A 20,693-nucleotide genomic window follows, 5' to 3' on the forward strand; every position below is an offset into this window, starting at 1 on the left:
ATACACATAATATATCGAATAAATTAACAAATGTACATACATACGCATGAAAAATGAATAAATAGGGTCATTTTTTACATTTATTTAATGATAATCGAAAGAAGGATGCTTTTAATTATTGTATTTCAAGAAATTTGCTAGGACGATGAAAGGAATTCTATTATGTTATTTAGTATAAAAGTGGCAGGGTATTTTTTATTTATGAAGGAATATATGAAAATAAAGGCTAAATAATTTGAGTAGAGATTTGTTAAGGGGAGTGATGTATATGAAAGTGATTATAAAAAATTTACCATCATTAGAAGTGGCATATATAAGACGAACGGGCAGTTACTTTGAACCACAAGATCATTGGGGGAAGTTATTGAACTGGTCTATTGAAAATAAACTTTATCCACTAGAGCAATCATTTATCGGAATTTCATTAGATAATCCTGAACTTGTTGCAAGTCATATGTGCCGACATGATGCTTGCGTTACCATACCTGAAAACTTTGAAAAAGAACAACATGAGGATGTGCAATTTAAAAGTGTAGATGGAGGTCTATACGCTCTATACCAATTCTATGATGAACCTCATAAATTAAGTGAAGTGTATCGATATATGTACGCAGTGTGGTTACCAAATAGTGAATATAGTGCAGATTATGATAGGGATAATTTAGAGTTTTGTATGAACAATGTTGCAGAAGACCTAGAAGGAAAATTAAAGGTTGATTTATTTGTGCCATTAAAAAACAAATAAATTTATGTCAGAAATATAGTTTTTAATAAGTAGTATAAATTATAAGCGGTATTAAAATAATTATTTTTTAATAGTATAAAACCCACTCTTAAAAATAGTTGAGAGTGGGTTTTATGTTGTTATTGAGAAAAAAGTTTACTTTAATTAATATGAATATTTGTTTATATGATGAATGTACGTAATAGTACATAATAAAAATATTATTTTTTTGTCACAAAAATGAGCATTCTGGTTTCTCTATAATGCAGGCATCAAAAGAGAGAGAGGTTTTATTCACATGCAAACAATAAAAAGTGAAGAGAGGAATGTTTCACATATAACATTTGAAGCGGTGTTTAAACAAAACTATGCGTATGTTGTTAAACAAATAATATGGATCATTAAAGAACAGACGGTTGCTGAGGAATTAGCGCAAGAGGTGTTTTTGCAACTGTATCATTCAGATTGGAAAGCAATAGAAAATTTACGTGCTTGGCTTATAAAGTCTTCTACTTATGTCGCCTATAACTACATTCGCTCTGAAAAGAGACATCGGGCAAGAATCGATAAAGAAACCCAGTATCAAGAAGTTCAAATTGATTCGTCACTAGATGATGAATGGATTAGAAAAGAAGAAATTACAAAAGTACAAAGGGTTTTGCGAAAAATGAAAGAACAAGATCGAACAATATTATTAATGAAATTTTCAGGGTTTCGATATAAAGAAATCGCGCAAGTACTTCAGATTGAAGATTCGTCTGTTGGAACATTGTTGGCACGAGCTAAACTTAAGTTCCGAAAAACTTTTGAACAAATGGAGGGGAAATAAATGACTTGTTATGAAATGGGATCCATTCAATCACATATTGATGGCGAACTTTCGCGTGAGGAAAGAAAACAATTTATAAAGCATTTAGACAAATGTAAGAAGTGTCAAAATTTATTAATTGAGCTAACAGAATTAAATCAATGGGAACATTCAACACTAGCCGAGGAGAAGCTTCATGAGGCTCCAGAAATAAATATTGATGTCGAAAAAGCATGGCAAACATTTAATGGTTATAACCAGACTAATAATGTACTTAGTACAAATCAAACGATAGAAAGAAAGCAGGGAGTATTTTCAAATATGAATAAAAAATCAAAACGGTTCATGTATACGTCGGTTGCTGCGGTAGGCATTTTTACTATAGCTATGATCCCGCAAGTTCAAGTTGCAGCAACTAATATTGCTTCTTACTTTGCTAATGAAGTATTAAATGATACGGTTGTGAATGAAGGAAGTAAAGATGAAAACGGTGTACAACAAGAAGGTATGTTGAACGGGCAGTTTATACCTATTGATGAAAAGATAACAGATCAAGGGATAACTGTACATTTTAAAGAATTATATGTGGCAGATGCACGTATATCTGTTCATTATAGAGTGGAGAAAGCCGATGGAACTCTAATGCCATTTGAATTTGATACAAATGGATTAGATATAAAAAGCGATGGAAAAGTAAATGGACAACAAGAAGAAAATCCTGAATATAACACAGGAAATGGTATGTTTTCACAATTATCATTTATTCAAGGTGAAGACAATTCACCATTTGAATTATTGTCAGAAGGAAAACAGTTAGAGCATGTAGGCATTCGTGATAAAGACAGACCAGAAGGCGTCATTACATTTGTTGAAGGTCTTGAAGGAAAAGGTTCCTTTAAACAGCCTTTAACATTAGATGTAAACATAAATAAAATAGGAAAAATAGCTGGATCTTGGAAAGGTCAATTTCAAATTAATCCTGAAAAAGTAAATAAGTAAAACAAATTTATATGAAAAAAAGAATAACACAATACATGTCGAGTGATATCTTTATCTATTGGTTTGCTTTTATAATGCTTATTTCTTACATTATTTTAACTATCTCTTTTATCTACTAATCAAATAGTAACGAAGAATTTCAATGTATGAGATAACTAATTTTTATAAGTTATTGTGCAGCGAAATCACCAAATAAACAATTGAATGAGACGAGCATATACTAATAAATGACACAATGCATAATTTATAATCGTATTTGAAGAGCACCTTAAAGTGCTCTTTTTTTTGAAATTCATGCACATATATAAGTTGTTCTTTATTCGTATTATCGCCCTTACATTATGTAATTTTGCATAATGTTACATAAATTGTGTATTTTCCCTTTTTTTCGACAGGAGCAGGCAGTATACTTTGTACAAGCTTTCTATTTCAAAATTATACGAGGTGAAAAAATGAAAAACAAAAAGACGTTAACTAAGGTAGCATTAACAACAGGTTTAGCTTTAACAGCAGTAGCACCATACGGAGTAGGTCATGCAGAGGAAACAGATCAACTACAAGTTCAAATTCAGGAGGAATCATTCCGTTCTGGTGAACTTACACAACCGTCACAAAAGGCACCAGAGAATGTAGTAAAAGATGCTCTTAAGGAGAAAACAGAACAAGCCCTTTCTTCAAAACAAGTCAATGGAGAAACTGGAGTAGATTACAAAGTTCTTCAAAAACGTGATTCATATGATGGGACTACACTTGTACGTATACAGCAAACATATGAAGGAAAAGAAGTATATGGCCATCAATTAACTGCACACGTAGATTATAACGGTGTTATTAAAAGTGTTTCAGGTGATAGCGCGCAAAATTTAAAACAAGAAGAATTGAAAAAGCCTATCAATCTATCAAAAGATGAAGCGAAACAATATATTTATACGAAGTACGGGAACGATATCAATTTTATTTCTGAGCCAGAAGTTAAGGAAGTTATTTTTGTTGATGAAAATAATGGCCAAGCTAGCAATGCATACCAGGTTACATTTGAAGCGGCAACACCAAAATATGTTTCCGGAACATATTTAGTAAATGCACAAAATGGTGATATGTTAAAAAATATGGTACAAGAGTCTAACTTGAAAGCAAGTGAAAAACTAGTTGGAGCCTTAAAGAAAAGTAAAAAAAGCAGTCTTACATCATTAACGGGCACTGGAAAAGATGATTTAGGGATCTCTCGTTCATTTGGTATTTCTAAACAAAGTAATGGCAAATATGCTCTGGCTGATTATACAAGAGGGCAAGGAATTGAAACATATGATGTGAATTATAGAGATATTACGAAAGAAGAAAGCTATTATCCTGGTACATTAGCAACTAGTACTTCGACAACATTTAACGATCCAAAAGCAGTAAGTGCTCATTACTTAGCAACAAAAGTTTTTGATTTTTATAAAGATAAATACAACCGTAATAGCTTTGATAATAAGGGACAAAAGGTAGTTTCAGTTGTACACGCTTGGGATTCTGAAGAGACGAATGATCCGAAAAATTGGCAGAATGCATTGAGTGCTAATAATGGAAGTATGCTTGTATATGGTGATCCTATCGTCAAAGCATATGACGTAGCTGGCCATGAATTTACACATGCTGTTACTTCTAGTGAATCTAATCTTGAATATTACGGTGAATCTGGTGCGATTAATGAGGCACTATCTGATATTATGGGAACATCTATTGAGAAATACGTAAATAATGGAAGCTTTAACTGGACGATGGGAGAACAAACTGGATCTGTCTTCCGTGATATGGAAAACCCAGCTTCTGTTCCATCTTCACTTGGAGTACCTTATCCAGATGATTACAGTGAATTTAACGATTTTAATGGATGGGATCAAGGTGGCGTTCATTTTAATTCAAGCATTATTAATAAAGTTGCTTATCTTATTGCAAAAGGCGGAACTCATAACGGAGTAATTGTTAAAGGAATTGGTGAAGATAAAATGTTTGATATTTTCTATTATGCAAATACAGATGAGTTAAACATGACTTCTAATTTCAAAGAATTGAGATCAGCATGTATTCGAGTGGCAACTAACAAATATGGTGCAAATTCAGCTGAAGTTCAAGCAGTACAAAAGGCATTTGATGCAGCAAAAATTAAGTAAGTTAGAAATATAGTTCTTATTCATATATTATTACATTATGAAAAACAGCTAATGTCGTTTTAAGGATATTAGCTGTTTTTTTCATACCAATGTATTTGAAAAATAAACTTACTAAGCAATAATTAGGTACTCTACCTTTAAGAAGTTGCGACAAAGATTTTAGGTTTATAGTATATAAAAACAGAAAATTAATAATATATTGACCCCTTAATGGGAAGTGCTATAAAATGAAAGCGATAACAAACGATTGCTTTAAAATAATTTCCCTGATCTTTTCGTATTTACAGATATATGAAGACATAAATAAACTATTTTTTTAACAATCAATGCAAACGTTTTCGTATTGGAAAGATCATTGAAATACATATGTGAAAATAACCAATACGGGGGGGGGAAGCAAAAGAGATTTCTAGATTAATTTAAATTGTGTAATGTAGTACGGGCATAATAAATCGTCCGTACTATTTAAAGAAAGGGTGTATGTAGTGCAAATGACAAAAAGATTAATTAACAAATCAGTTTTATTGCTTACTATAATCGTTATGTTATCATCTGTTTTCTCTTTTCAAAGTGTAAAGGCAGTTTCAAATTCGAAAACAACTGAAGTTATCATTCATTACAAAGAGCAGCTTGGAAATACAAAAGACTGGAATCTTTGGTTATGGGGAGAAAATGCAAATGGTACATCTTATGAATTTACTGGTGAAGATGAATTTGGAAAGTACGCTAAGATTAATATAGATGGTGACTATAATCGTGTAGGATTCATCATTCGTACAAATGAGTGGGAAAAAGAGGGTGGGGATCGTTGGATTGAAAATATAAAGGACGGTCGTGCTGAAGTATGGATTCTTTCTGGTGATGAAAAGGTATATAACGCTAAGCCTTCTTCGGATCTATCAATTCAAAAAGCAACTATTGATAGTTTCAATGAAATCACTGTAACGACGAATGTTCCATTTCATATTAAGGAACAGAAAATCGAAATTGAAGGTATTAAAATTAAGAATATTACTCCTTATGATATAAACAGTGGAGATATTACGAATAAGGTGAAAATAATTACGGAACAGAAAATTGATTTAAAACAAACATACAAAGTTAAAATAGAAAACTTAGCTGATACGAATACTGAAATTGGTAAAGTCATTCGTAGTGAGGAATTTGATCATTTATTTTATTATGGTGGTAACGATTTAGGAAATACATATACCGTGCAACATACAAAGTTCCGTGTATGGGCTCCTACTGCGAGTGAAGCGAAGTTAGTTACATATAAAAAATGGAACGATAAAATAGGTACTGAAATAAATATGCAACAAGGTGAAAAGGGCACCTGGAAAGCAGAACTTAAAGGGAATCAAAAAGGTCTCTATTATACGTATAAGGTAAAAATTGGTGATAAGTGGACAGAAGCAGTTGATCCGTATGCACGTGCTGCTTCTGTAAATGGAGATAAAGGTGCGGTTATTGATTTAGAAGAAACAAATCCGAAAAAATGGAACACTAACAAAAAGCCTAAATTAAAAAATCCGGAAGATGCTATTATTTATGAATTGCATGTACGTGATCTTTCTATTCAGCCCGAAAGTGGCATTAAACAGAAAGGAAAATATTTAGGTGTAACAGAAAAAGGAACAAGAGGGCCTGAAGATGTGAAAACAGGACTTGATCATATAAAAGATCTTGGTGTTACACACGTTCAGCTTTTGCCGATATTTGATTATGCTTCAATAAATGAAGAGAATGTAAACGAACCACAATATAACTGGGGATATGATCCAAAAAACTTTAACGTACCAGAGGGGTCCTATTCTACAAATCCATACGAGCCAACTGTTCGAATAACTGAATTAAAACAAATGATTCAAACACTACATGATAATAATCTTCGTGTTGTTATGGATGTAGTTTATAACCATATGTATAATGCTGCTGAATCTAATTTTCATAAGTTAGTTCCCGGTTATTATTATCGTTACAATGAAGATGGAACATTTGCAAATGGAACCGGTGTAGGAAATGATACGGCTTCAGAAAGAAAAATGATGAGGAAATTTATGATAGATTCCGTCACATATTGGGCAAAAGAATACAATTTAGACGGATTCCGTTTTGATTTAATGGGTATTCATGATTATGAAACGATGAATGAAATACGTAAAGCTGTTAGTCAAATTGACCCTTCTATTATACTGCATGGAGAAGGTTGGGATTTAAATACTCCTCTTGCAGCAGAGTTGAAAGCAAATCAAAAAAATGCAGAGAAAATGAAAGGGATTGCTCATTTTAACGATAATATACGTGATGGATTAAAAGGTAGTGTATTTGAAGAGAAAGAAAATGGGTTTGTAAATGGAAAAGAACACATGGAAGACCGTATTAAAAAAGGTATTACCGCAGGCATTGACTACGATACAAATTCGTCGACTTACCAAGATCCAGAGCAGGTACTAACGTATGTGGAAGCACATGATAATCATACATTATGGGATAAACTTGAGTTGACTAATCCAAGTGACAGTGAAGAAGTGCGAAAACAAATGCATAAATTATCTTCTTCGATTTTATTAACATCACAAGGTATTCCGTTCTTACATGCGGGACAAGAGTTTATGCGCACGAAATATGGTGATCATAACAGTTACAAATCTCCAGATTCAATTAACCAGATGGACTGGTTGCGCCGTGCAACGTTTAATAATGAAGTGGATTATATGAAAGGTTTAATAGAATTACGCAAAAAGTACTCAGCTTTTCGAATGACATCTGCAGAGCAAATAAAAACACATGTATCATTTATTGATGCTCCGAAAAATACTGTAGCTTATACAATAGAGGGGAATAAAAATGAATACTTTACGGTGGCTCACAATGCAAATAGAGAAACTGTTGAAATAACACTTCCATCGAAAGGTCCTTGGAAAGTACTAGTAGACGGGAAGCAAGCGGGAAGTAAATCCCTTTATGTTGTGCATGACAATAAAATTAAAGTTCCTGCGTTAAGTTCATTTGTTTTAAAGTTAAAATAGTATAATTTCACATACTGTAATTGTATTACAATTTAATCAATCAAAAAGAGAAGAACTCGCCAAGGTTCTTCTCTTTTTTATGTGTGATTAGGGTTTCCGTAATTGTAGATATACGAGTTTATGAATATAGCAAAAGGCAAGACGATGAATCTATTTTCAAAGTGACGAGAAAATGACAAAACTGTAAGAATGCATGAATGATTGTAAGAAAGTTCGATGTTTTCCTTTTTCTTTTTTTATTAAAGTGAAAAAGAAGAAAGCGGTGTCATAAGAGGTTGGTATTTTTAGGTGGGTACAATAACCAACACTATCCATGTAATAAAAGTATATGGCAATCAGTAAGACACCTTACTAATAAGGAGGGATTTGAAATGTCTTTTTCTCAATTCAATATCGATATTTTTCGAGCCATTAATGATTTAGGTAAACAATATTCATTCCTAAACCCGGCCATAGTATTTTTGGCAGAATATATAGTATATATTTTAGCTTTAATTATTTTAACTTATTGGTTTATTGGATCTAGAAAAAGTAGGATGATGGTTATTCAAGCGATGGTTGCTTTTGTAATTGCTGAGGTGATTGGAAAAATAGCAGGGAAATTCCATCTGAATTATCAACCGTTTGCAGTATTGCCTCATGTTAATAAACTTGTCGACCATGCTGTAGATAATTCATTTCCTAGTGACCATACGATTCTCTTTTTTTCAATTTGTTTTTCGTTTTGGCTTGTTCGTAAAAAAACTGGATGGCTATGGCTTATACTTGCGCTTTGTATAGCGATCTCTCGTATTTGGGTAGGGGTTCATTATCCTTTTGATGTTGCAGTAGGGGCTTTAATAGGATGTATTTCGGCGGTATTTTCGCATTGGTTAGTACCGAAATTATCTTTAATTAGGCAATTACTTACTCAATATGAAAGAGTAGAGAAACATGTTTTACCATCCAAAAATAAATCAAAAGGATTGTGAGTATAGACCTTTATCACCCTCATTACTATTCTTCACAAGTTGAATGTTCAATGCACTTATTGACATTCATGAAGATGAAAAGGAATGGGTAGTACATCTAGGTAATAAAATAGCTTGTTACCTAGATGTATAATCTAAATGCTGTTCCGTTAACATTTTGAATGTATCGTTATTGCAGAATTAAACCTACAATCATAATGAAACTAAATAGTATCATCCAACCAAACGCACAATAGCCGAAGATTCTAATCCATTTTGGCAATTGATTCATGTTAACTCTATTTGTGGGAACTCCTTGCATAAAAAACATCATTTTTTGATCTCTATCCCTATTATTTTGTTGTTCATACATAATATCATCACCTTTCTAGAACTATTGTGTTTATAGTATATCAGTCTGAAGAAAATTATGTATAAGGGCTCGTTTGCATCTTGCGTGGTGAATTTTATAAATAGCAAAAAAGAGTCCTATATAAATGGGACTCTTTTTCTTCAAGTATTAACTTACTGGATATGCATTAGAACCAAGATAACGTTCTTTTATAATTTGTAGATGATGAAGCTCATGTCCAGCTATGATGTATGCTAATGCACGAACTGTAACTTCAGATTTGTTCGCATATCCTTTTTGTAACCAAGTGTCTTTATCTAAGCTTTTCAGTAAATGCACGGTAGATTGGCGAACAACTATTAAATTCTCAAGAAGATCTTGCATAGATTGCTTATCAAAAGCAGCTTTAAGAACATACATATCATCGTTATAGCCTGGAAGTTCTGCTGTCTCGCCTCGAGCGATAGATAACAAGCGATACGCCATAACACGTTCTGTATCCGCAATATGGCCGATTACTTCTTTTATACTCCATTTAGTAGGAGCATATCGAAAAAGTCCCTCACTATCAGAAATGTCTTTTAATAAAAGATTCGTTTCCTCTATTTGTTGTTCTAAAATTTGTATGATATTTCCGTCTGATACTAAGTTAACATACGTAGCATAATAAGAGTTATATTCACTTGCCTTTGGTCTAATTTGCATACGAATCATCCTTTATATTTAATCTTTACGTACAGCTTATCACAAAATACTTTCAAATTAATCTGAAAGTTATAAATTATAATTAAAAAATTCACCTACTACCTTAGTTGAATTTATGTACTTTCACATCAATTAACAAACAGAAAAAGGATTTTTGATTTAACTCTTAGAATAGCGTTCTATTAGGAGTTCTTTGATATGAATTGTTTTTTGATTACTTTTGATGATAACTAAGAAATATAGAAAGGTTGTGAATTTATTTGATGGGTTATAAAGCTATGCTGTTTGATTTAGATGATACGTTACTTAATAGGGATATGGCAGTAGATAAATTGTTTTTATTTGTTTTAGAAAATTGTTATGAGGATGTTAGTGATACAGTTAAAAACAATATGCTACGGAAATTTAAAGAATATGATAAAAGGGAATACGGCATGAGTGATAAAACAATAGTTTTAGAATCGTTGTTTGATGAATTCCCGCCGAAGTATAGATTGCCACGCAATTATATCCAAGATTTTTGGAATAATAATTTCCCTAAATGTTTTTCAATAGACAAAAATACTATTCATTTCTTACATCATATAAAGAAGCACTTTGAAATTGGAATTATAACAAATGGCTCAAGTCAGAGGCAAAGGGCTAAAATAATTAACACGAATTTAAACAATTACTTTGATACGATCATTATTTCTGAAGAAGTGGGATTTAGTAAACCGGATAAACGTATATTTGAACTAGCATTAAATAAGCTTAATGTGCAACCAGAAGATGTATTATTTATTGGAGATGACTTAGAAAAGGATATTGCTGGTCCTCAAAATGCAAATATAAAAGGTGTGTGGTTTAACCCTCAGAAAATCAAGAATACTACCAAAATACAACCATATGCCGAGATTAACACTTTGGATAGCTTGTTAAGTTATGTTACGCCACAATATTTTTTTAACAAGTAAAATTAATTTCATTGACCGTATTAGTAATAAAAAATAGAGGCAATTTTAAAAGCTACAGCTAATTTAATCTATGATTCATACGAAGTTTTGTAAAACAATTTTACTCATATTGTGTAAATTATAAAGGGGTGGGACTATGGAAATAAAGAAAGTAGTAATCGATGGAATCAATATTGCGGTCATTAGAAATGATAAGGTATTAATATCCGATGTTCAATCTGCATTAGATACTATGGCAACTGTTCAATATGAGATAGATGCGAAGCATATTATTATCCATAAATCTTTAATAAGTGAAGATTTCTTTGATCTAAAAACACGTCTTGCGGGCGATATCCTTCAAAAGTTTATAAACTACAAGGTGAAATTTGCTATTGTTGGAGATTTCTCTATGTATACTAGTAAAAGCTTAAAGGATTTTATTTATGAATGTAATAAAGGTAAAGATATTTTTTACTTAGCAACTGAACAACAAGCAATTGAAAAACTAAGTACATTAAAGTAATAACAATACCCCAGTAAAATTACCCTCTTTTTCATATCGCTTATTATTTATAACATATAAGAACTGATGTTTGTGTTAAACTAAGAAATGAATAAAGGGGGAGTTTTCTTGAACAGTTATAATGATACGATACAAAACTTAAACAACATAATTTACAAACCTAACAATTTACTGATTGCGAATGTAAAAGAAGAAAAGCAAAACGCAGAATATGCAGGATATTTATTTCACTTAAATAACAAAACCATTCGTTTTAGAAAATCCAAAATTACTCCTAATAAAATTGGTCAATTTGTTTCTTTTTGGGAGAAAGATGACGATATGCAAAATCAAGCATTCTCTTATGACGCTGCTACTGACTTATTAGTTATCACTTGTATAGATGATAATAAACTAGGACAATTTATCTTCCCTAAAGAGATTCTTCTTAAGGAAAAAATCTTGAGAACACAAAATCAAAAAGGCAAGATGGCTATGAGGATTTATCCGATCTGGGATACCCCTGTTAGCAACCAAGCTAAAAAGAGCCAAATGTGGCAGCTTCAGTATTTTGTTGATTTAAGCGATTATAATAATTTACCTATAGACAAACTATTACATTTGTATTCGTAGCTTCTTATCTTGAGTAATCTTGTAAGTTAGACTTTTTGTACCGGTACAGTTAAACGAAATGTACATTGTTTCAGTACCCCATCAAAATTACAATCAGCATATACTAGTTTAACTTATACATTTTAAGGGGTGCTGACTATGACAAGTCTACAACATAAGCTTTTTACAAGATTGAATCTTGCAAAGCGTACTGAAATGAAGTTTGAAGAATTAAATACAATTCTTTTTGCATTTGCACACACTATACCATTTGAGAATTTAGATGTTATATCACGTAATTCGAATGCAATTACTATGGAAAATTTACAGGATAAAATTTTAACTAGATCCCGCGGTGGACTTTGTTATGAATTAAATACTCTTTTGTACTACTTTTTAAAAGATTGTGGTTATGATGTACAACTCGCATTAGGTACCGTATATAAAAATGATATAAACACTTGGGCACTCGAGGATGGGCATATAACGATTATTCTAAATTATGATAACGTACGATACGTAATTGATGTAGGTATTGCTTCATTAGTACCTCTAGTCCCTGTGCCTTTTACTGGTGAGGCTGTTTCTTCTAAAAATGGTACGTATCGAGTGAGACGAAAAGATACGAGTAAAGGGAATTACGTTCTAGAAAGAAAAGATACGAACGGTGAGTGGAAAGTATGTCATGCTTTTTATAATCGTATCATTGATGAGGCAGTAGTGAATGATGTTCAAAAAAGAGTAGTAGAAGATGAGAAATCTATTTTCAATAAAGGACCAATTGCAGTGAAATTGACGGAATCTGGTCATGTCTCTTTAACCAATACTAGTTTCACTGAAATAGTTCATGGCGAAAAAGCGAAACGTGAAATTACAGAAGAGCAATATAGGGAGCTTTTAAATACTTTATTTGCTATTGAGTTATGATAAAACAAATAGCTAGCCGGTTCTTATGAAGAATCGGTTATTTTAATTTAAAACAATTATTAAAGTTTGATTTTCTTAATAGATATAATACACTAGAACAGTATAAAAAAGGATAAACAATGAATTTTAAATGTAAAGGAAGATTTTTATGTCAATAATCGATAAATTAAAGCTTAATAAGTATACAAATATGGTCGTAATTAATGAACCAAGTGATTATGATATTTTTACCGGGAAAGAAACTACATTTTCAAAAGAACACGATGCTATTTTTATTTTTGTAGAAACACTGGATGAAATGGTGAAACAAACAAATTTTATTATTAGTAATGAAGAATTACTAATTGAAAAAGGATACATATTCATTGCATATCCGAAAAAGGGTAATTCTCGCTACAGTACGTTTATTCACCGTGATGAGATGTTTCCAGCATTAAACGTTGGAGAAGATGGATATGTGGGAGAAAGCGATATTAAATTTGCACGAATGGTAAGTATGGATGACATCTTTACTGTTGTAGGTTTAAAGCGTGAGAAGAAAAAAGCGACAAAAACGCCTGCAATGAGCCAATGTGTAGCTGATTATGCAGATCGAATTCAAGATGTTGAAGCTTTATTAGCTAATCACCCAAATGAACTTAAGTTTTATCAAAGTTTAACACCTGGATATCAAAAAGATTGGGCACGTAATTTATTTTCTGTAAAACAAGAAAAAACACGTGAAAAACGTCTTGAGAAAATGATCGAAATTCTTTCCCAAGGATATAAAACAATTGAATTATTTCGTAAAAAGAAAAAGTAAAACTAGGTAATTCACAATGATGCAACAATTAATTGAGCTTAGCACATTGTAAAAAGGATTCCTTTCAGTATACTAAAGTATGTTCTTATATTTAAATAATTAGCAAAAGAGAAAAGGTGTTTGAAATGAAATCGTATATTGTAGTTGGAGCTGGTATTTTAGGAGCGTCTACTGCTTACCATCTTGCTAAGGCTGGCGCGAACGTTACTATCGTGGATCGTCAACAAGTAGGTCAAGCAACAGATGCAGCAGCAGGTATTGTCTGTCCATGGCTTTCGCAACGTCGTAATAAAGCATGGTATAAAATCGTTAAAGGCGGTGCACGTTACTATTCTTCGTTAATTCAGCAATTAGAAGACGACGGTGAAACGGATACAGGTTACAACCGTGTAGGTGCAATTAGTTTACATACTGATGAGAAAAAATTAGATCAAATGGAAGAGCGAGCTTATAAACGCCGTGAAGATGCACCTGAGATTGGTGAAATTACGCGTTTATCAGCTGAAGAAACGAAAAAATTATTCCCGGCATTATCAGAAGAATATAGTTCTGTTCATATTAGTGGTGCTGCAAGAGTAAACGGAAGATTATTACGCAACGCATTAATAAGCGCTGCGAAAAAACATGGCGCAACTTTTTTAAAAGGTGATGCAGTATTAGTCCGTGAAGGTAATCATATTACGGGTGTTAAAGTAAACGATGAAACAATTTTAGCAGAGAAGGTTATTGTAACGGCTGGTGCATGGGCGAACGAAATCTTAAACCCATTAGGAATTAACTTCTTAGTTACGTTCCAAAAAGGACAAATTGTTCATTTGCAAATGGAAAATACAGCAACTGAAAATATGCCAGTTGTTATGCCGCCAAATGATCAATACATTTTAACATTTGACAATGGCCATGTCGTAATTGGTGCAACACATGAGAATGATACTGGTTTCGATCACCGTGTAACGGCTGGTGGTTTAAATGAAGTATTCCATAAAGCATTAACAGTTGCACCTGGCTTAGAAAATGCTACTATGCTTGAAACGAGAGTTGGATTTAGACCATTTACTCCAGGGTTCTTACCTGTAATTGGCCCGCTTCCTAACTTTGAAGGTATTCTCGTTGCAAACGGATTAGGTGCCTCAGGTTTAACTGCAGGTCCATATTTAGGATCAGAACTTGCTAAGTTAGCGCTGGGACAACCAATTGAATTAGATTTAAATGATTATGACGTTGCAGGCGCAATTGAATAACATAAGATATAGAAAAAATACGCTAAGCAAATTCGATAGGAAATAAGCAGTTTTTTTTCTCTGTTAAGAGTAAGACTGTTTATGAAAAATAAAATACTTTAAAAATAAAGAGCCGACACCATAAACCTGCATTATTAAGGTAGAATTGTGATGTTTGCTCTTTATTTCTATTTATTTAAAGCTTATTTTCGAGAGGAGGTTAAGCAATGAGAGCACCGTATCAAGTATTGATATTTCCTTATATAAAAACTGACGATTCTATTCAATACGCGATTTTCAACCGAAGTGATTATGCTTATTGGCAAGGGATAGCCGGTGGTGGTGAAGACGGTGAGATTCCTATTGAATCAGCAAAACGTGAAGCGTTTGAAGAGGCTGGTATTACAAGAGAATGTTCATATATACAATTAGATTCTGTGTCTTCACTACCAGTAGAGGATGTAGTTGGAGAATTCCTTTGGGGTGAAGAGGTTTATGTAATAAAAGAATTTTCTTTTGGAGTTAACGTCCCTACAAAAAACATCTCATTATCTAAAGAACACTTACATTATAAATGGGTATCCTTTGAAGAAGCAGTAACGCTTTTGAAATGGGACAGTAACAAAACAGCATTGTGGGAATTAAACAAAAGACTATTAAAATAGTAAAAGTATTAGCAAAGACGTTAGTGGAACAAGAATTGAACAATTAAAAAACTTACTATTCTTCATATGTAGCAAGTTTTTTTCTATACAGTTACCCCTGGAAAAATAAAAATAGTTAGAAATATTTTTTTATTGTATGGTTTTTGGCTCTGTATAGCGGAATACATATTAAGTATTCAACAGTTCAAATAAAACGAGTCATCTTTTTATTTGAAGAAGAAAGATGACCAGTTTTATGCTAAAATTCGCTTAGTGTATATTTTCGTTAAAATGTGGGCAGGCCCACTTTTAGCAAAACCGGAGTGGAAATGATGAGTATAAATTGTTTTGTGGGATTGATAAAGAATGAATTATTAAAAGAGATAAGCATAAGAAGCGAGGATGAATCCGAGCCTGTAGTAGTTAAAGATATTCCTAGACTTTGGAAGTGTTTAGGGAAAGGTAATTATGCCGCAGTATTCATGCACAAAGAATACAAAGATTGGGTAGTGAAAGTTTACGCACGAGAAGGAGAAGGCATTGAAAAAGAATCAGAAGTATACCGCAGAATCGGAAATCATCCTTCTTATTCAAAGCTTATTTATAAAGGAGAAAATTTCATAGTATTGAAACGGTTAAAAGAAATTACCTTATACGATGCTGTTCATAAAGGGATTAAAATCCCTAAGCAGGTGATCCTTGATATCAATAAAGCTTTAGAGTATGCAAGAGAACAAGGATTAACCCCCTGCGATGTTCACGGGAAAAATGTGATGATGGAAAAAGGAAGGGGATATGTAGTCGATGTATCTGATTTCTTAAAAACAAATGAAGATAGTAAGTGGAGAGATCTAGAAAAGGCATATTTTACATTTTATTTGCCTTTCATTTATAAATTGCCTTTCCCTGTTAAAATTCCGTATTTTATGTTAAACATTGTTAGACGTTCGTATAGAAAATATAAGAAGCTTAAAAAGAAATTCAAGTTGTAATACTTATAAGTGAACCGCTAGTAAACAAAAGGACCGTACATATTAGAGATGTACGGTCCTAATCTTTTTTATGCATACATATTTTTGCTAGTTATATCACTATCAATCCCAAAACGAGATATTTTGAATAAATGAAATCGTCAAAATAAGTGTTGATGCGGAACCAGTAGTTAATAACATTTCTACCTTTCGTCCATTCTGTTCTTTTGAAGGTTTTATAAGTTCTGTAATCAACATAATCCATATTATTATAGAAACTATAGAAATAATATTTATAGACATATGTAACACATCCTTTCGTGTTTTTACATAAACATTTCTTTTTTATAAATTAAAAGCAGTTTAACAATAAAATATGTACAGCATTATAAATCAATATTTTCCTGTTAAACCACCTTTTTTAAATAGAAATACGACTGATAAAACGATAATAACTGCCTTTAAACTGCTCCAATATGGATAAACAACATGATCTGTTAGATGAGCATGCTGAAAAATGTTCTCTAATCCAAAAATCCCAATAATGACCGCTAAAAGAAAAGCAGCTTTTCCAATAGTTGTATTACGATAGAGGGTAAATAAATATAGTGCAAATATAAGCGGTAAGATGATTTGTAGTAAAAGTGTCATAAGTAGCCCTCCTAGTTTATTTATAATTATATTATATATAAATTTGTAATAAAAAGGAATTGCTCTTTTTGATACTAATAAGATCCCTCTAATCATACTCTTCTATTAAAAAGAATATAAAGGGGTGTAAAGTTAATTGACAAAAGTTAAAGTTCGTTTACGACCCATTGTTCATAACATCAATTTACCCACTGTAATAAAAACAGCAATTCTTCCAGGTGAATCGGCTGAAAGGCTATTTATCGCAACGCAATTAGGAGAGGTTTTCTACATAGGAGATGGCGTCATAAAAACATTTTTAAATATTCGTCCGCGAATTATAAAATTAGGCACATCTGAAGAAGGTGTCTCTAGTAGTGGTTATGATGAACGAGGATTGCTAGGACTAACATTTCATCCACAATTTTATCAAAACGGTTTATTTTATCTTCATTATTCAGTAGCTGGCACTCAAGGACCTAGTGCACTTTCTGAACAATTTAAACCGAATCCTTGTGACCCGAAAACTTTAAATTTAAAATGGCTAAATAGAGATACGCAATATGATCATATCGATACAATTGAAGAATGGATTTTACAATCAAACGGTCACCCTCAAAAACGTAGAACATTACTTAATATAAAACGTCCATTTTTTAATCATAATGGAGGAAATACTTTAAACTTTTCTCCAGAGACGGGGAAACTTGTTTTTACAAATGGAGATGGTGGCTCGGGTTATGATCCGTTCAATTTAAGCCAAGATGATTTAGAAATAGCAGGTAAAATTATTGAAATCGATGTAAGTAAAAATACATTCATAAATAATCCTCCAGTCGTTACACGCTTTAATGAACTTCCTCTATCTATACAAGAAACACTTACAGTAATTGCAAAAGGTGTTCGTAATATAACCGGTATTTCATTCCAAAGGTTTTATAATCAGTATATTAAATATGCAGGTAATGTCGGACAGGATATTGTAGAGTCTATTTTTTCATTTGTTCAATATAAACCAATCCGGGTTACCGAACTTGTTCAAATGCATGTAATGAGACTCACCCCCAATCAAGATGGATTTATTAATTTTGGTTGGAGAGGATGGGAAGGAGAATTGCCTACTTCTTTTATAAAACACTGTTCTGAAAATCCTACTTTTGATGAGAGAACAATGGCTTATTATAATGAAACAATAGAAACATCAGTGAAGCGAATTCAGCCACTCATTAGTTATTTTCATAAAGATCCAAGACCGGATAAGTTTGGAGGAACTTCACTAACAGGCGTTCAACCATATATGGGAACTGCAATCCCGAATTTACATGGTAGTGTTGTGTTTACTGACCTTGCTAGAAAAGAAGAGTCTCGGCCGCCAGTTAAAGGTGTATTAGCATATACTAGAGCAGGTACAGATGGTAAACATACTGATTTTCATGTTATTGAAACTGATTATGATTTTGGTACGCAATCAGCTTATTATATGAGTTTAGGAACAAATTTGGATCAAACTAGGTTATATTTAGGAGTTTACGGTTCTATGAAAGTAACTGATTTTAACAAAGGTACCATTTTTGAAATTACCCCTTAATACGATATACACTCGTAGTTTAATCATACAAGGAATTCCCTTTGTTTTAAAACGTACAAGTTCTCCCCCTAAAAGCCTTTTATTGTATAGTAACTCATTACAAGTAGAACACAGCTCATAAACCACTAGTGTATGAATAAGATAGAAAGTGATGGATGAGATATCTTTAGGGGGTATTTTGATGAATCGATTTGTACGTTATTGGTGTCAACTTATGATAAAGAATAATGGGGACTTTGTTCATAAAAGAAAATTATCCCTAGCAAATAAAGTAGTCATTACAGCTTTAATGAGTGCTTTGGCCACCATGTTTCAAGCAGCAGGTAACTTAATTCCTGGTATAGGGTTATTTATTAGCCCTTTTGCGACGTTACCAATTTTTTTGGCGATTTGCTACTCTATTCGTGAGGGAGTACTTTCTTATTTCCTTACTATTCTCCTATTATTTATTATTGAGCCAAGTGAACTAATTGTTTTTCCTTTTACTACAGGTTTATTAGGTATAGCCTTAGGGCTTTCCTTTATACTATTCAAGAGGAGAATTTGGGTTGTTTCCTTTTCTGCAATTTGTCTACTTATAGGAATTATGATAGTTCTCGATATTTTCCGTTTTCCAGTACTTGGTCCTACTATTCATACAATTATGGATATAAAAATGATTTTATCAATATTTATACTGAGTTTTCTATACTGCTGGATCTATGCAGGGCTTTGTAGAATATTGTTGAATAGAGTATATAGAGTATGGTTTTAACACTTGTATAGAATGGAGACTTAAAACATGTATAACATTGCAATTAGGAGACCAAATTCGGATGATTTAGAGGAACTACACTTATTTTTCTGTATAGTTATTACGAATACATATAAAGACGAAGGATTATCACAACTATTGGATGACATAGAAAATGAAATTAACATGAAAAAGCAATATTTGAAAACAGATTTTGATAGTAATGGAGAAAAACGTTACTTTTTATTAGCAATTGATACAAATAACGATAAAATCATCGGAACAATTGAAGTTGGTCCAGCAAGTACGTTGATTAATAGTTGTACAGGCGGTGTACTTAAGGATTTGTATGAAATAGGAACTGTTTTTATACTGCCAGAGTATCAAAGAAAGGGTATTGGAAGTTTGCTACTAAACACAATGTTTCTTACGTTACTTAGCAGAGGAATAACAGAATTCTGTTTAGATAGTGGCTACAAAAAAGCACAAAGTATATGGACGAAGAAGTTTGGAGAGCCTAGTTATGTACTGAAAGATTATTGGGGAGAATCAAGTGATCATATGATTTGGAAGAAGAGTTTACATGATACACCTATAATATTTGAATTATAAAATGAAATATGCCTATGAACGTAGCTTTTCTTACATATGTATGCTATTATTTATCTTTATAATAAAAGAGGACGTGAATGAACTTGATTAAAATTAGTATCCCTGAAGTTGATGTTACAATTACTGAACGTAAACAAGTTATTAGAGGAGACGAGCCAAGAATTACGCCAATCAATGGTTTTATCGATTTCCACTTGTTCCCTAGAGATAAAGGCGGCATTTTTATGTTTTACAATATTAATGACGAACTACTTTTCGTAGGTAAAGCTCGTAAAATTAGACAACGTATTAAGAAGCATTTTGAAGATAATGTTTCTCCAATCAAAAATCACCGTGATGAAGTATACCGCATTGATGCATGTATCGTAGAAGATCCAACTGAAAGAGAAATTTACGAAACATATATCATTAACGAATACAAAGCAAAATATAACGTTGATAAAGTATTCTATAAATAAGCAATAAAAAAACAATCCTAGCACATATACTGGGATTGTTTTTTTATTTAGATTTAGCCCTCATATTTTTCTCCTTTTTTTAAATGATTAGCAACAATAAAACAAACTACACCTATACATATAAGTACAATTCCAATTGTTTTATGTTTTCCAAAAAAGAAAGGAATATCAGAAATAACATTTGTCATACATAACCCTACAAATACAAGGATAGGTCCTATCCACAGTAATACATTGCCGAATTTTGTATGTTTCCGCATAGTAAGCCTCCTCATCCCTTTTTACATATATATCCATGGATTGAAAGAAAATTCATAGAGAAATATAGTT

Annotated in this window: 23 protein-coding genes; 18 read left to right on the forward strand and 5 right to left on the reverse strand. The window is 32.3% G+C overall.

What is annotated here, in order from left to right:
• Nucleotides 1-268 precede the first annotated feature (268 nt).
• The 6 genes from QCI47_RS14455 (at nt 269) to QCI47_RS14480 (ending at nt 8,690) form a co-directional block, all read left to right on the forward strand.
• Entirely contained in the window at nt 269-745 is a 477-nt protein-coding gene (locus QCI47_RS14455) for an AraC family transcriptional regulator (protein WP_309423066.1), read from the forward strand.
• A 277-nt stretch (nt 746-1,022) separates the two neighbouring features.
• On the forward strand, nt 1,023-1,553 hold the full coding sequence (locus QCI47_RS14460) for an RNA polymerase sigma factor SigX (RefSeq protein WP_109629590.1): 531 nt from the start codon (nt 1,023-1,025) through the stop codon (nt 1,551-1,553).
• The gene (locus QCI47_RS14465) at nt 1,554-2,531 is read left to right on the forward strand and encodes a DUF4179 domain-containing protein (RefSeq protein ID WP_309423064.1); all 978 of its coding nucleotides are present in this window, start codon (nt 1,554-1,556) and stop codon (nt 2,529-2,531) included.
• 452 nt (nt 2,532-2,983) lie between these two features.
• Nucleotides 2,984-4,687 (forward strand): M4 family metallopeptidase, encoded by a 1,704-nt coding sequence (locus tag QCI47_RS14470; protein ID WP_309423062.1) that lies wholly within the window; start codon nt 2,984-2,986, stop codon nt 4,685-4,687.
• A gap of 485 nt (nt 4,688-5,172) precedes the next feature.
• Nucleotides 5,173-7,719, forward strand: coding sequence for a type I pullulanase (pulA, locus tag QCI47_RS14475; RefSeq protein WP_309423061.1), 2,547 nt, complete (start codon nt 5,173-5,175; stop codon nt 7,717-7,719).
• A 371-nt stretch (nt 7,720-8,090) separates the two neighbouring features.
• Entirely contained in the window at nt 8,091-8,690 is a 600-nt protein-coding gene (locus QCI47_RS14480; RefSeq protein WP_309423059.1) for an undecaprenyl-diphosphatase, read from the forward strand.
• A gap of 169 nt (nt 8,691-8,859) precedes the next feature.
• Here QCI47_RS14480 and QCI47_RS14485 read toward each other — a convergent pair whose 3' ends face one another.
• Both QCI47_RS14485 and QCI47_RS14490 read right to left on the reverse strand, forming a co-directional pair.
• Nucleotides 8,860-9,042, reverse strand: coding sequence for a hypothetical protein (locus QCI47_RS14485; protein WP_000273226.1), 183 nt, complete (start codon nt 9,040-9,042; stop codon nt 8,860-8,862).
• Between the two features lie 147 nt (nt 9,043-9,189).
• On the reverse strand, nt 9,190-9,726 hold the full coding sequence (locus QCI47_RS14490; RefSeq protein WP_061130430.1) for a DinB family protein: 537 nt from the start codon (nt 9,724-9,726) through the stop codon (nt 9,190-9,192).
• 263 nt (nt 9,727-9,989) lie between these two features.
• Here QCI47_RS14490 and QCI47_RS14495 point away from each other — a divergent pair, with 263 nt between their 5' ends.
• From QCI47_RS14495 to QCI47_RS14530, 8 genes are all read left to right on the forward strand, one after another.
• The gene (locus QCI47_RS14495; protein ID WP_061130431.1) at nt 9,990-10,682 is read left to right on the forward strand and encodes an HAD family hydrolase; all 693 of its coding nucleotides are present in this window, start codon (nt 9,990-9,992) and stop codon (nt 10,680-10,682) included.
• A gap of 136 nt (nt 10,683-10,818) precedes the next feature.
• Complete coding sequence (locus QCI47_RS14500) at nt 10,819-11,187, forward strand: DUF4180 domain-containing protein (RefSeq protein ID WP_071741644.1); 369 nt, start codon at nt 10,819-10,821, stop codon at nt 11,185-11,187.
• A 108-nt stretch (nt 11,188-11,295) separates the two neighbouring features.
• Nucleotides 11,296-11,799 carry a MepB family protein gene (locus QCI47_RS14505; protein WP_061130433.1) on the forward strand — a complete coding sequence of 168 codons (504 nt, stop codon included), beginning with the start codon at nt 11,296-11,298 and terminating at the stop codon, nt 11,797-11,799.
• Nucleotides 11,800-11,937: 138 nt separating this feature from the next.
• A complete protein-coding gene (locus QCI47_RS14510) occupies nt 11,938-12,705 on the forward strand; it encodes an arylamine N-acetyltransferase family protein (RefSeq protein WP_061130434.1) in 768 nt (255 codons plus the stop codon).
• Nucleotides 12,706-12,853: 148 nt separating this feature from the next.
• A complete protein-coding gene (locus QCI47_RS14515) occupies nt 12,854-13,507 on the forward strand; it encodes a YdeI/OmpD-associated family protein (protein WP_000022233.1) in 654 nt (217 codons plus the stop codon).
• Between the two features lie 125 nt (nt 13,508-13,632).
• Nucleotides 13,633-14,748 (forward strand): NAD(P)/FAD-dependent oxidoreductase, encoded by a 1,116-nt coding sequence (locus QCI47_RS14520; protein ID WP_000844364.1) that lies wholly within the window; start codon nt 13,633-13,635, stop codon nt 14,746-14,748.
• Nucleotides 14,749-14,954: 206 nt separating this feature from the next.
• Entirely contained in the window at nt 14,955-15,392 is a 438-nt protein-coding gene (locus tag QCI47_RS14525) for an NUDIX hydrolase (protein WP_001202595.1), read from the forward strand.
• Nucleotides 15,393-15,700: 308 nt separating this feature from the next.
• Complete coding sequence (locus tag QCI47_RS14530) at nt 15,701-16,363, forward strand: protein kinase family protein (RefSeq protein ID WP_130776739.1); 663 nt, start codon at nt 15,701-15,703, stop codon at nt 16,361-16,363.
• Nucleotides 16,364-16,465: 102 nt separating this feature from the next.
• Here the strand turns inward: QCI47_RS14530 and QCI47_RS14535 are convergent, their stop codons facing one another.
• Nucleotides 16,466-16,645, reverse strand: coding sequence for a hypothetical protein (locus QCI47_RS14535; RefSeq protein ID WP_309423056.1), 180 nt, complete (start codon nt 16,643-16,645; stop codon nt 16,466-16,468).
• A 90-nt stretch (nt 16,646-16,735) separates the two neighbouring features.
• Complete coding sequence (locus QCI47_RS14540) at nt 16,736-16,993, reverse strand: hypothetical protein (RefSeq protein ID WP_000173556.1); 258 nt, start codon at nt 16,991-16,993, stop codon at nt 16,736-16,738.
• A 136-nt stretch (nt 16,994-17,129) separates the two neighbouring features.
• On the opposite strand from QCI47_RS14540, the gene QCI47_RS14545 reads away from it, so the two are divergent.
• From QCI47_RS14545 to QCI47_RS14560, 4 genes are all read left to right on the forward strand, one after another.
• The gene (locus QCI47_RS14545; RefSeq protein ID WP_309423054.1) at nt 17,130-18,560 is read left to right on the forward strand and encodes a PQQ-dependent sugar dehydrogenase; all 1,431 of its coding nucleotides are present in this window, start codon (nt 17,130-17,132) and stop codon (nt 18,558-18,560) included.
• Nucleotides 18,561-18,741: 181 nt separating this feature from the next.
• A complete protein-coding gene (locus QCI47_RS14550) occupies nt 18,742-19,314 on the forward strand; it encodes a YybS family protein (RefSeq protein ID WP_061130438.1) in 573 nt (190 codons plus the stop codon).
• 27 nt (nt 19,315-19,341) lie between these two features.
• Nucleotides 19,342-19,905, forward strand: a complete 564-nt coding sequence (locus QCI47_RS14555; protein WP_309423052.1) for a GNAT family N-acetyltransferase — start codon at nt 19,342-19,344, stop codon at nt 19,903-19,905.
• Nucleotides 19,906-19,982: 77 nt separating this feature from the next.
• Complete coding sequence (locus QCI47_RS14560; RefSeq protein WP_001048949.1) at nt 19,983-20,363, forward strand: nucleotide excision repair endonuclease; 381 nt, start codon at nt 19,983-19,985, stop codon at nt 20,361-20,363.
• A 53-nt stretch (nt 20,364-20,416) separates the two neighbouring features.
• Here QCI47_RS14560 and QCI47_RS14565 read toward each other — a convergent pair whose 3' ends face one another.
• A complete protein-coding gene (locus QCI47_RS14565; RefSeq protein ID WP_001225592.1) occupies nt 20,417-20,623 on the reverse strand; it encodes a hypothetical protein in 207 nt (68 codons plus the stop codon).
• Nucleotides 20,624-20,693 lie beyond the last annotated feature (70 nt).

The organism is Bacillus cereus group sp. RP29 (assembly GCF_040459765.1).
GTDB lineage: Bacteria > Bacillota > Bacilli > Bacillales > Bacillaceae_G > Bacillus_A > Bacillus_A paranthracis.

Bases quoted from the DNA above. Each gene is read 5' to 3' on its own strand.
- QCI47_RS14510 (WP_061130434.1), top strand. From the start codon at position 11,938: ATGACAAGTCTACAACATAAGCTTTTTACAAGATTGAATCTTGCAAAG.
- QCI47_RS14555 (WP_309423052.1), top strand. From the start codon at position 19,342: ATGTATAACATTGCAATTAGGAGACCAAATTCGGATGATTTAGAGGAA.
- QCI47_RS14480 (WP_309423059.1), top strand. From the start codon at position 8,091: ATGTCTTTTTCTCAATTCAATATCGATATTTTTCGAGCCATTAATGAT.
- QCI47_RS14520 (WP_000844364.1), top strand. From the start codon at position 13,633: ATGAAATCGTATATTGTAGTTGGAGCTGGTATTTTAGGAGCGTCTACT.
- QCI47_RS14515 (WP_000022233.1), top strand. From the start codon at position 12,854: ATGTCAATAATCGATAAATTAAAGCTTAATAAGTATACAAATATGGTC.
- QCI47_RS14535 (WP_309423056.1), bottom strand. From the start codon at position 16,645: ATGTCTATAAATATTATTTCTATAGTTTCTATAATAATATGGATTATG.
- QCI47_RS14490 (WP_061130430.1), bottom strand. From the start codon at position 9,726: ATGCAAATTAGACCAAAGGCAAGTGAATATAACTCTTATTATGCTACG.
- QCI47_RS14485 (WP_000273226.1), bottom strand. From the start codon at position 9,042: ATGTATGAACAACAAAATAATAGGGATAGAGATCAAAAAATGATGTTT.
- QCI47_RS14455 (WP_309423066.1), top strand. From the start codon at position 269: ATGAAAGTGATTATAAAAAATTTACCATCATTAGAAGTGGCATATATA.
- QCI47_RS14500 (WP_071741644.1), top strand. From the start codon at position 10,819: ATGGAAATAAAGAAAGTAGTAATCGATGGAATCAATATTGCGGTCATT.
- QCI47_RS14530 (WP_130776739.1), top strand. From the start codon at position 15,701: ATGATGAGTATAAATTGTTTTGTGGGATTGATAAAGAATGAATTATTA.
- QCI47_RS14540 (WP_000173556.1), bottom strand. From the start codon at position 16,993: ATGACACTTTTACTACAAATCATCTTACCGCTTATATTTGCACTATAT.
- QCI47_RS14470 (WP_309423062.1), top strand. From the start codon at position 2,984: ATGAAAAACAAAAAGACGTTAACTAAGGTAGCATTAACAACAGGTTTA.
- QCI47_RS14465 (WP_309423064.1), top strand. From the start codon at position 1,554: ATGACTTGTTATGAAATGGGATCCATTCAATCACATATTGATGGCGAA.
- QCI47_RS14525 (WP_001202595.1), top strand. From the start codon at position 14,955: ATGAGAGCACCGTATCAAGTATTGATATTTCCTTATATAAAAACTGAC.
- QCI47_RS14495 (WP_061130431.1), top strand. From the start codon at position 9,990: ATGGGTTATAAAGCTATGCTGTTTGATTTAGATGATACGTTACTTAAT.
- QCI47_RS14560 (WP_001048949.1), top strand. From the start codon at position 19,983: ATGAACTTGATTAAAATTAGTATCCCTGAAGTTGATGTTACAATTACT.
- QCI47_RS14550 (WP_061130438.1), top strand. From the start codon at position 18,742: ATGAATCGATTTGTACGTTATTGGTGTCAACTTATGATAAAGAATAAT.
- QCI47_RS14565 (WP_001225592.1), bottom strand. From the start codon at position 20,623: ATGCGGAAACATACAAAATTCGGCAATGTATTACTGTGGATAGGACCT.
- QCI47_RS14460 (WP_109629590.1), top strand. From the start codon at position 1,023: ATGCAAACAATAAAAAGTGAAGAGAGGAATGTTTCACATATAACATTT.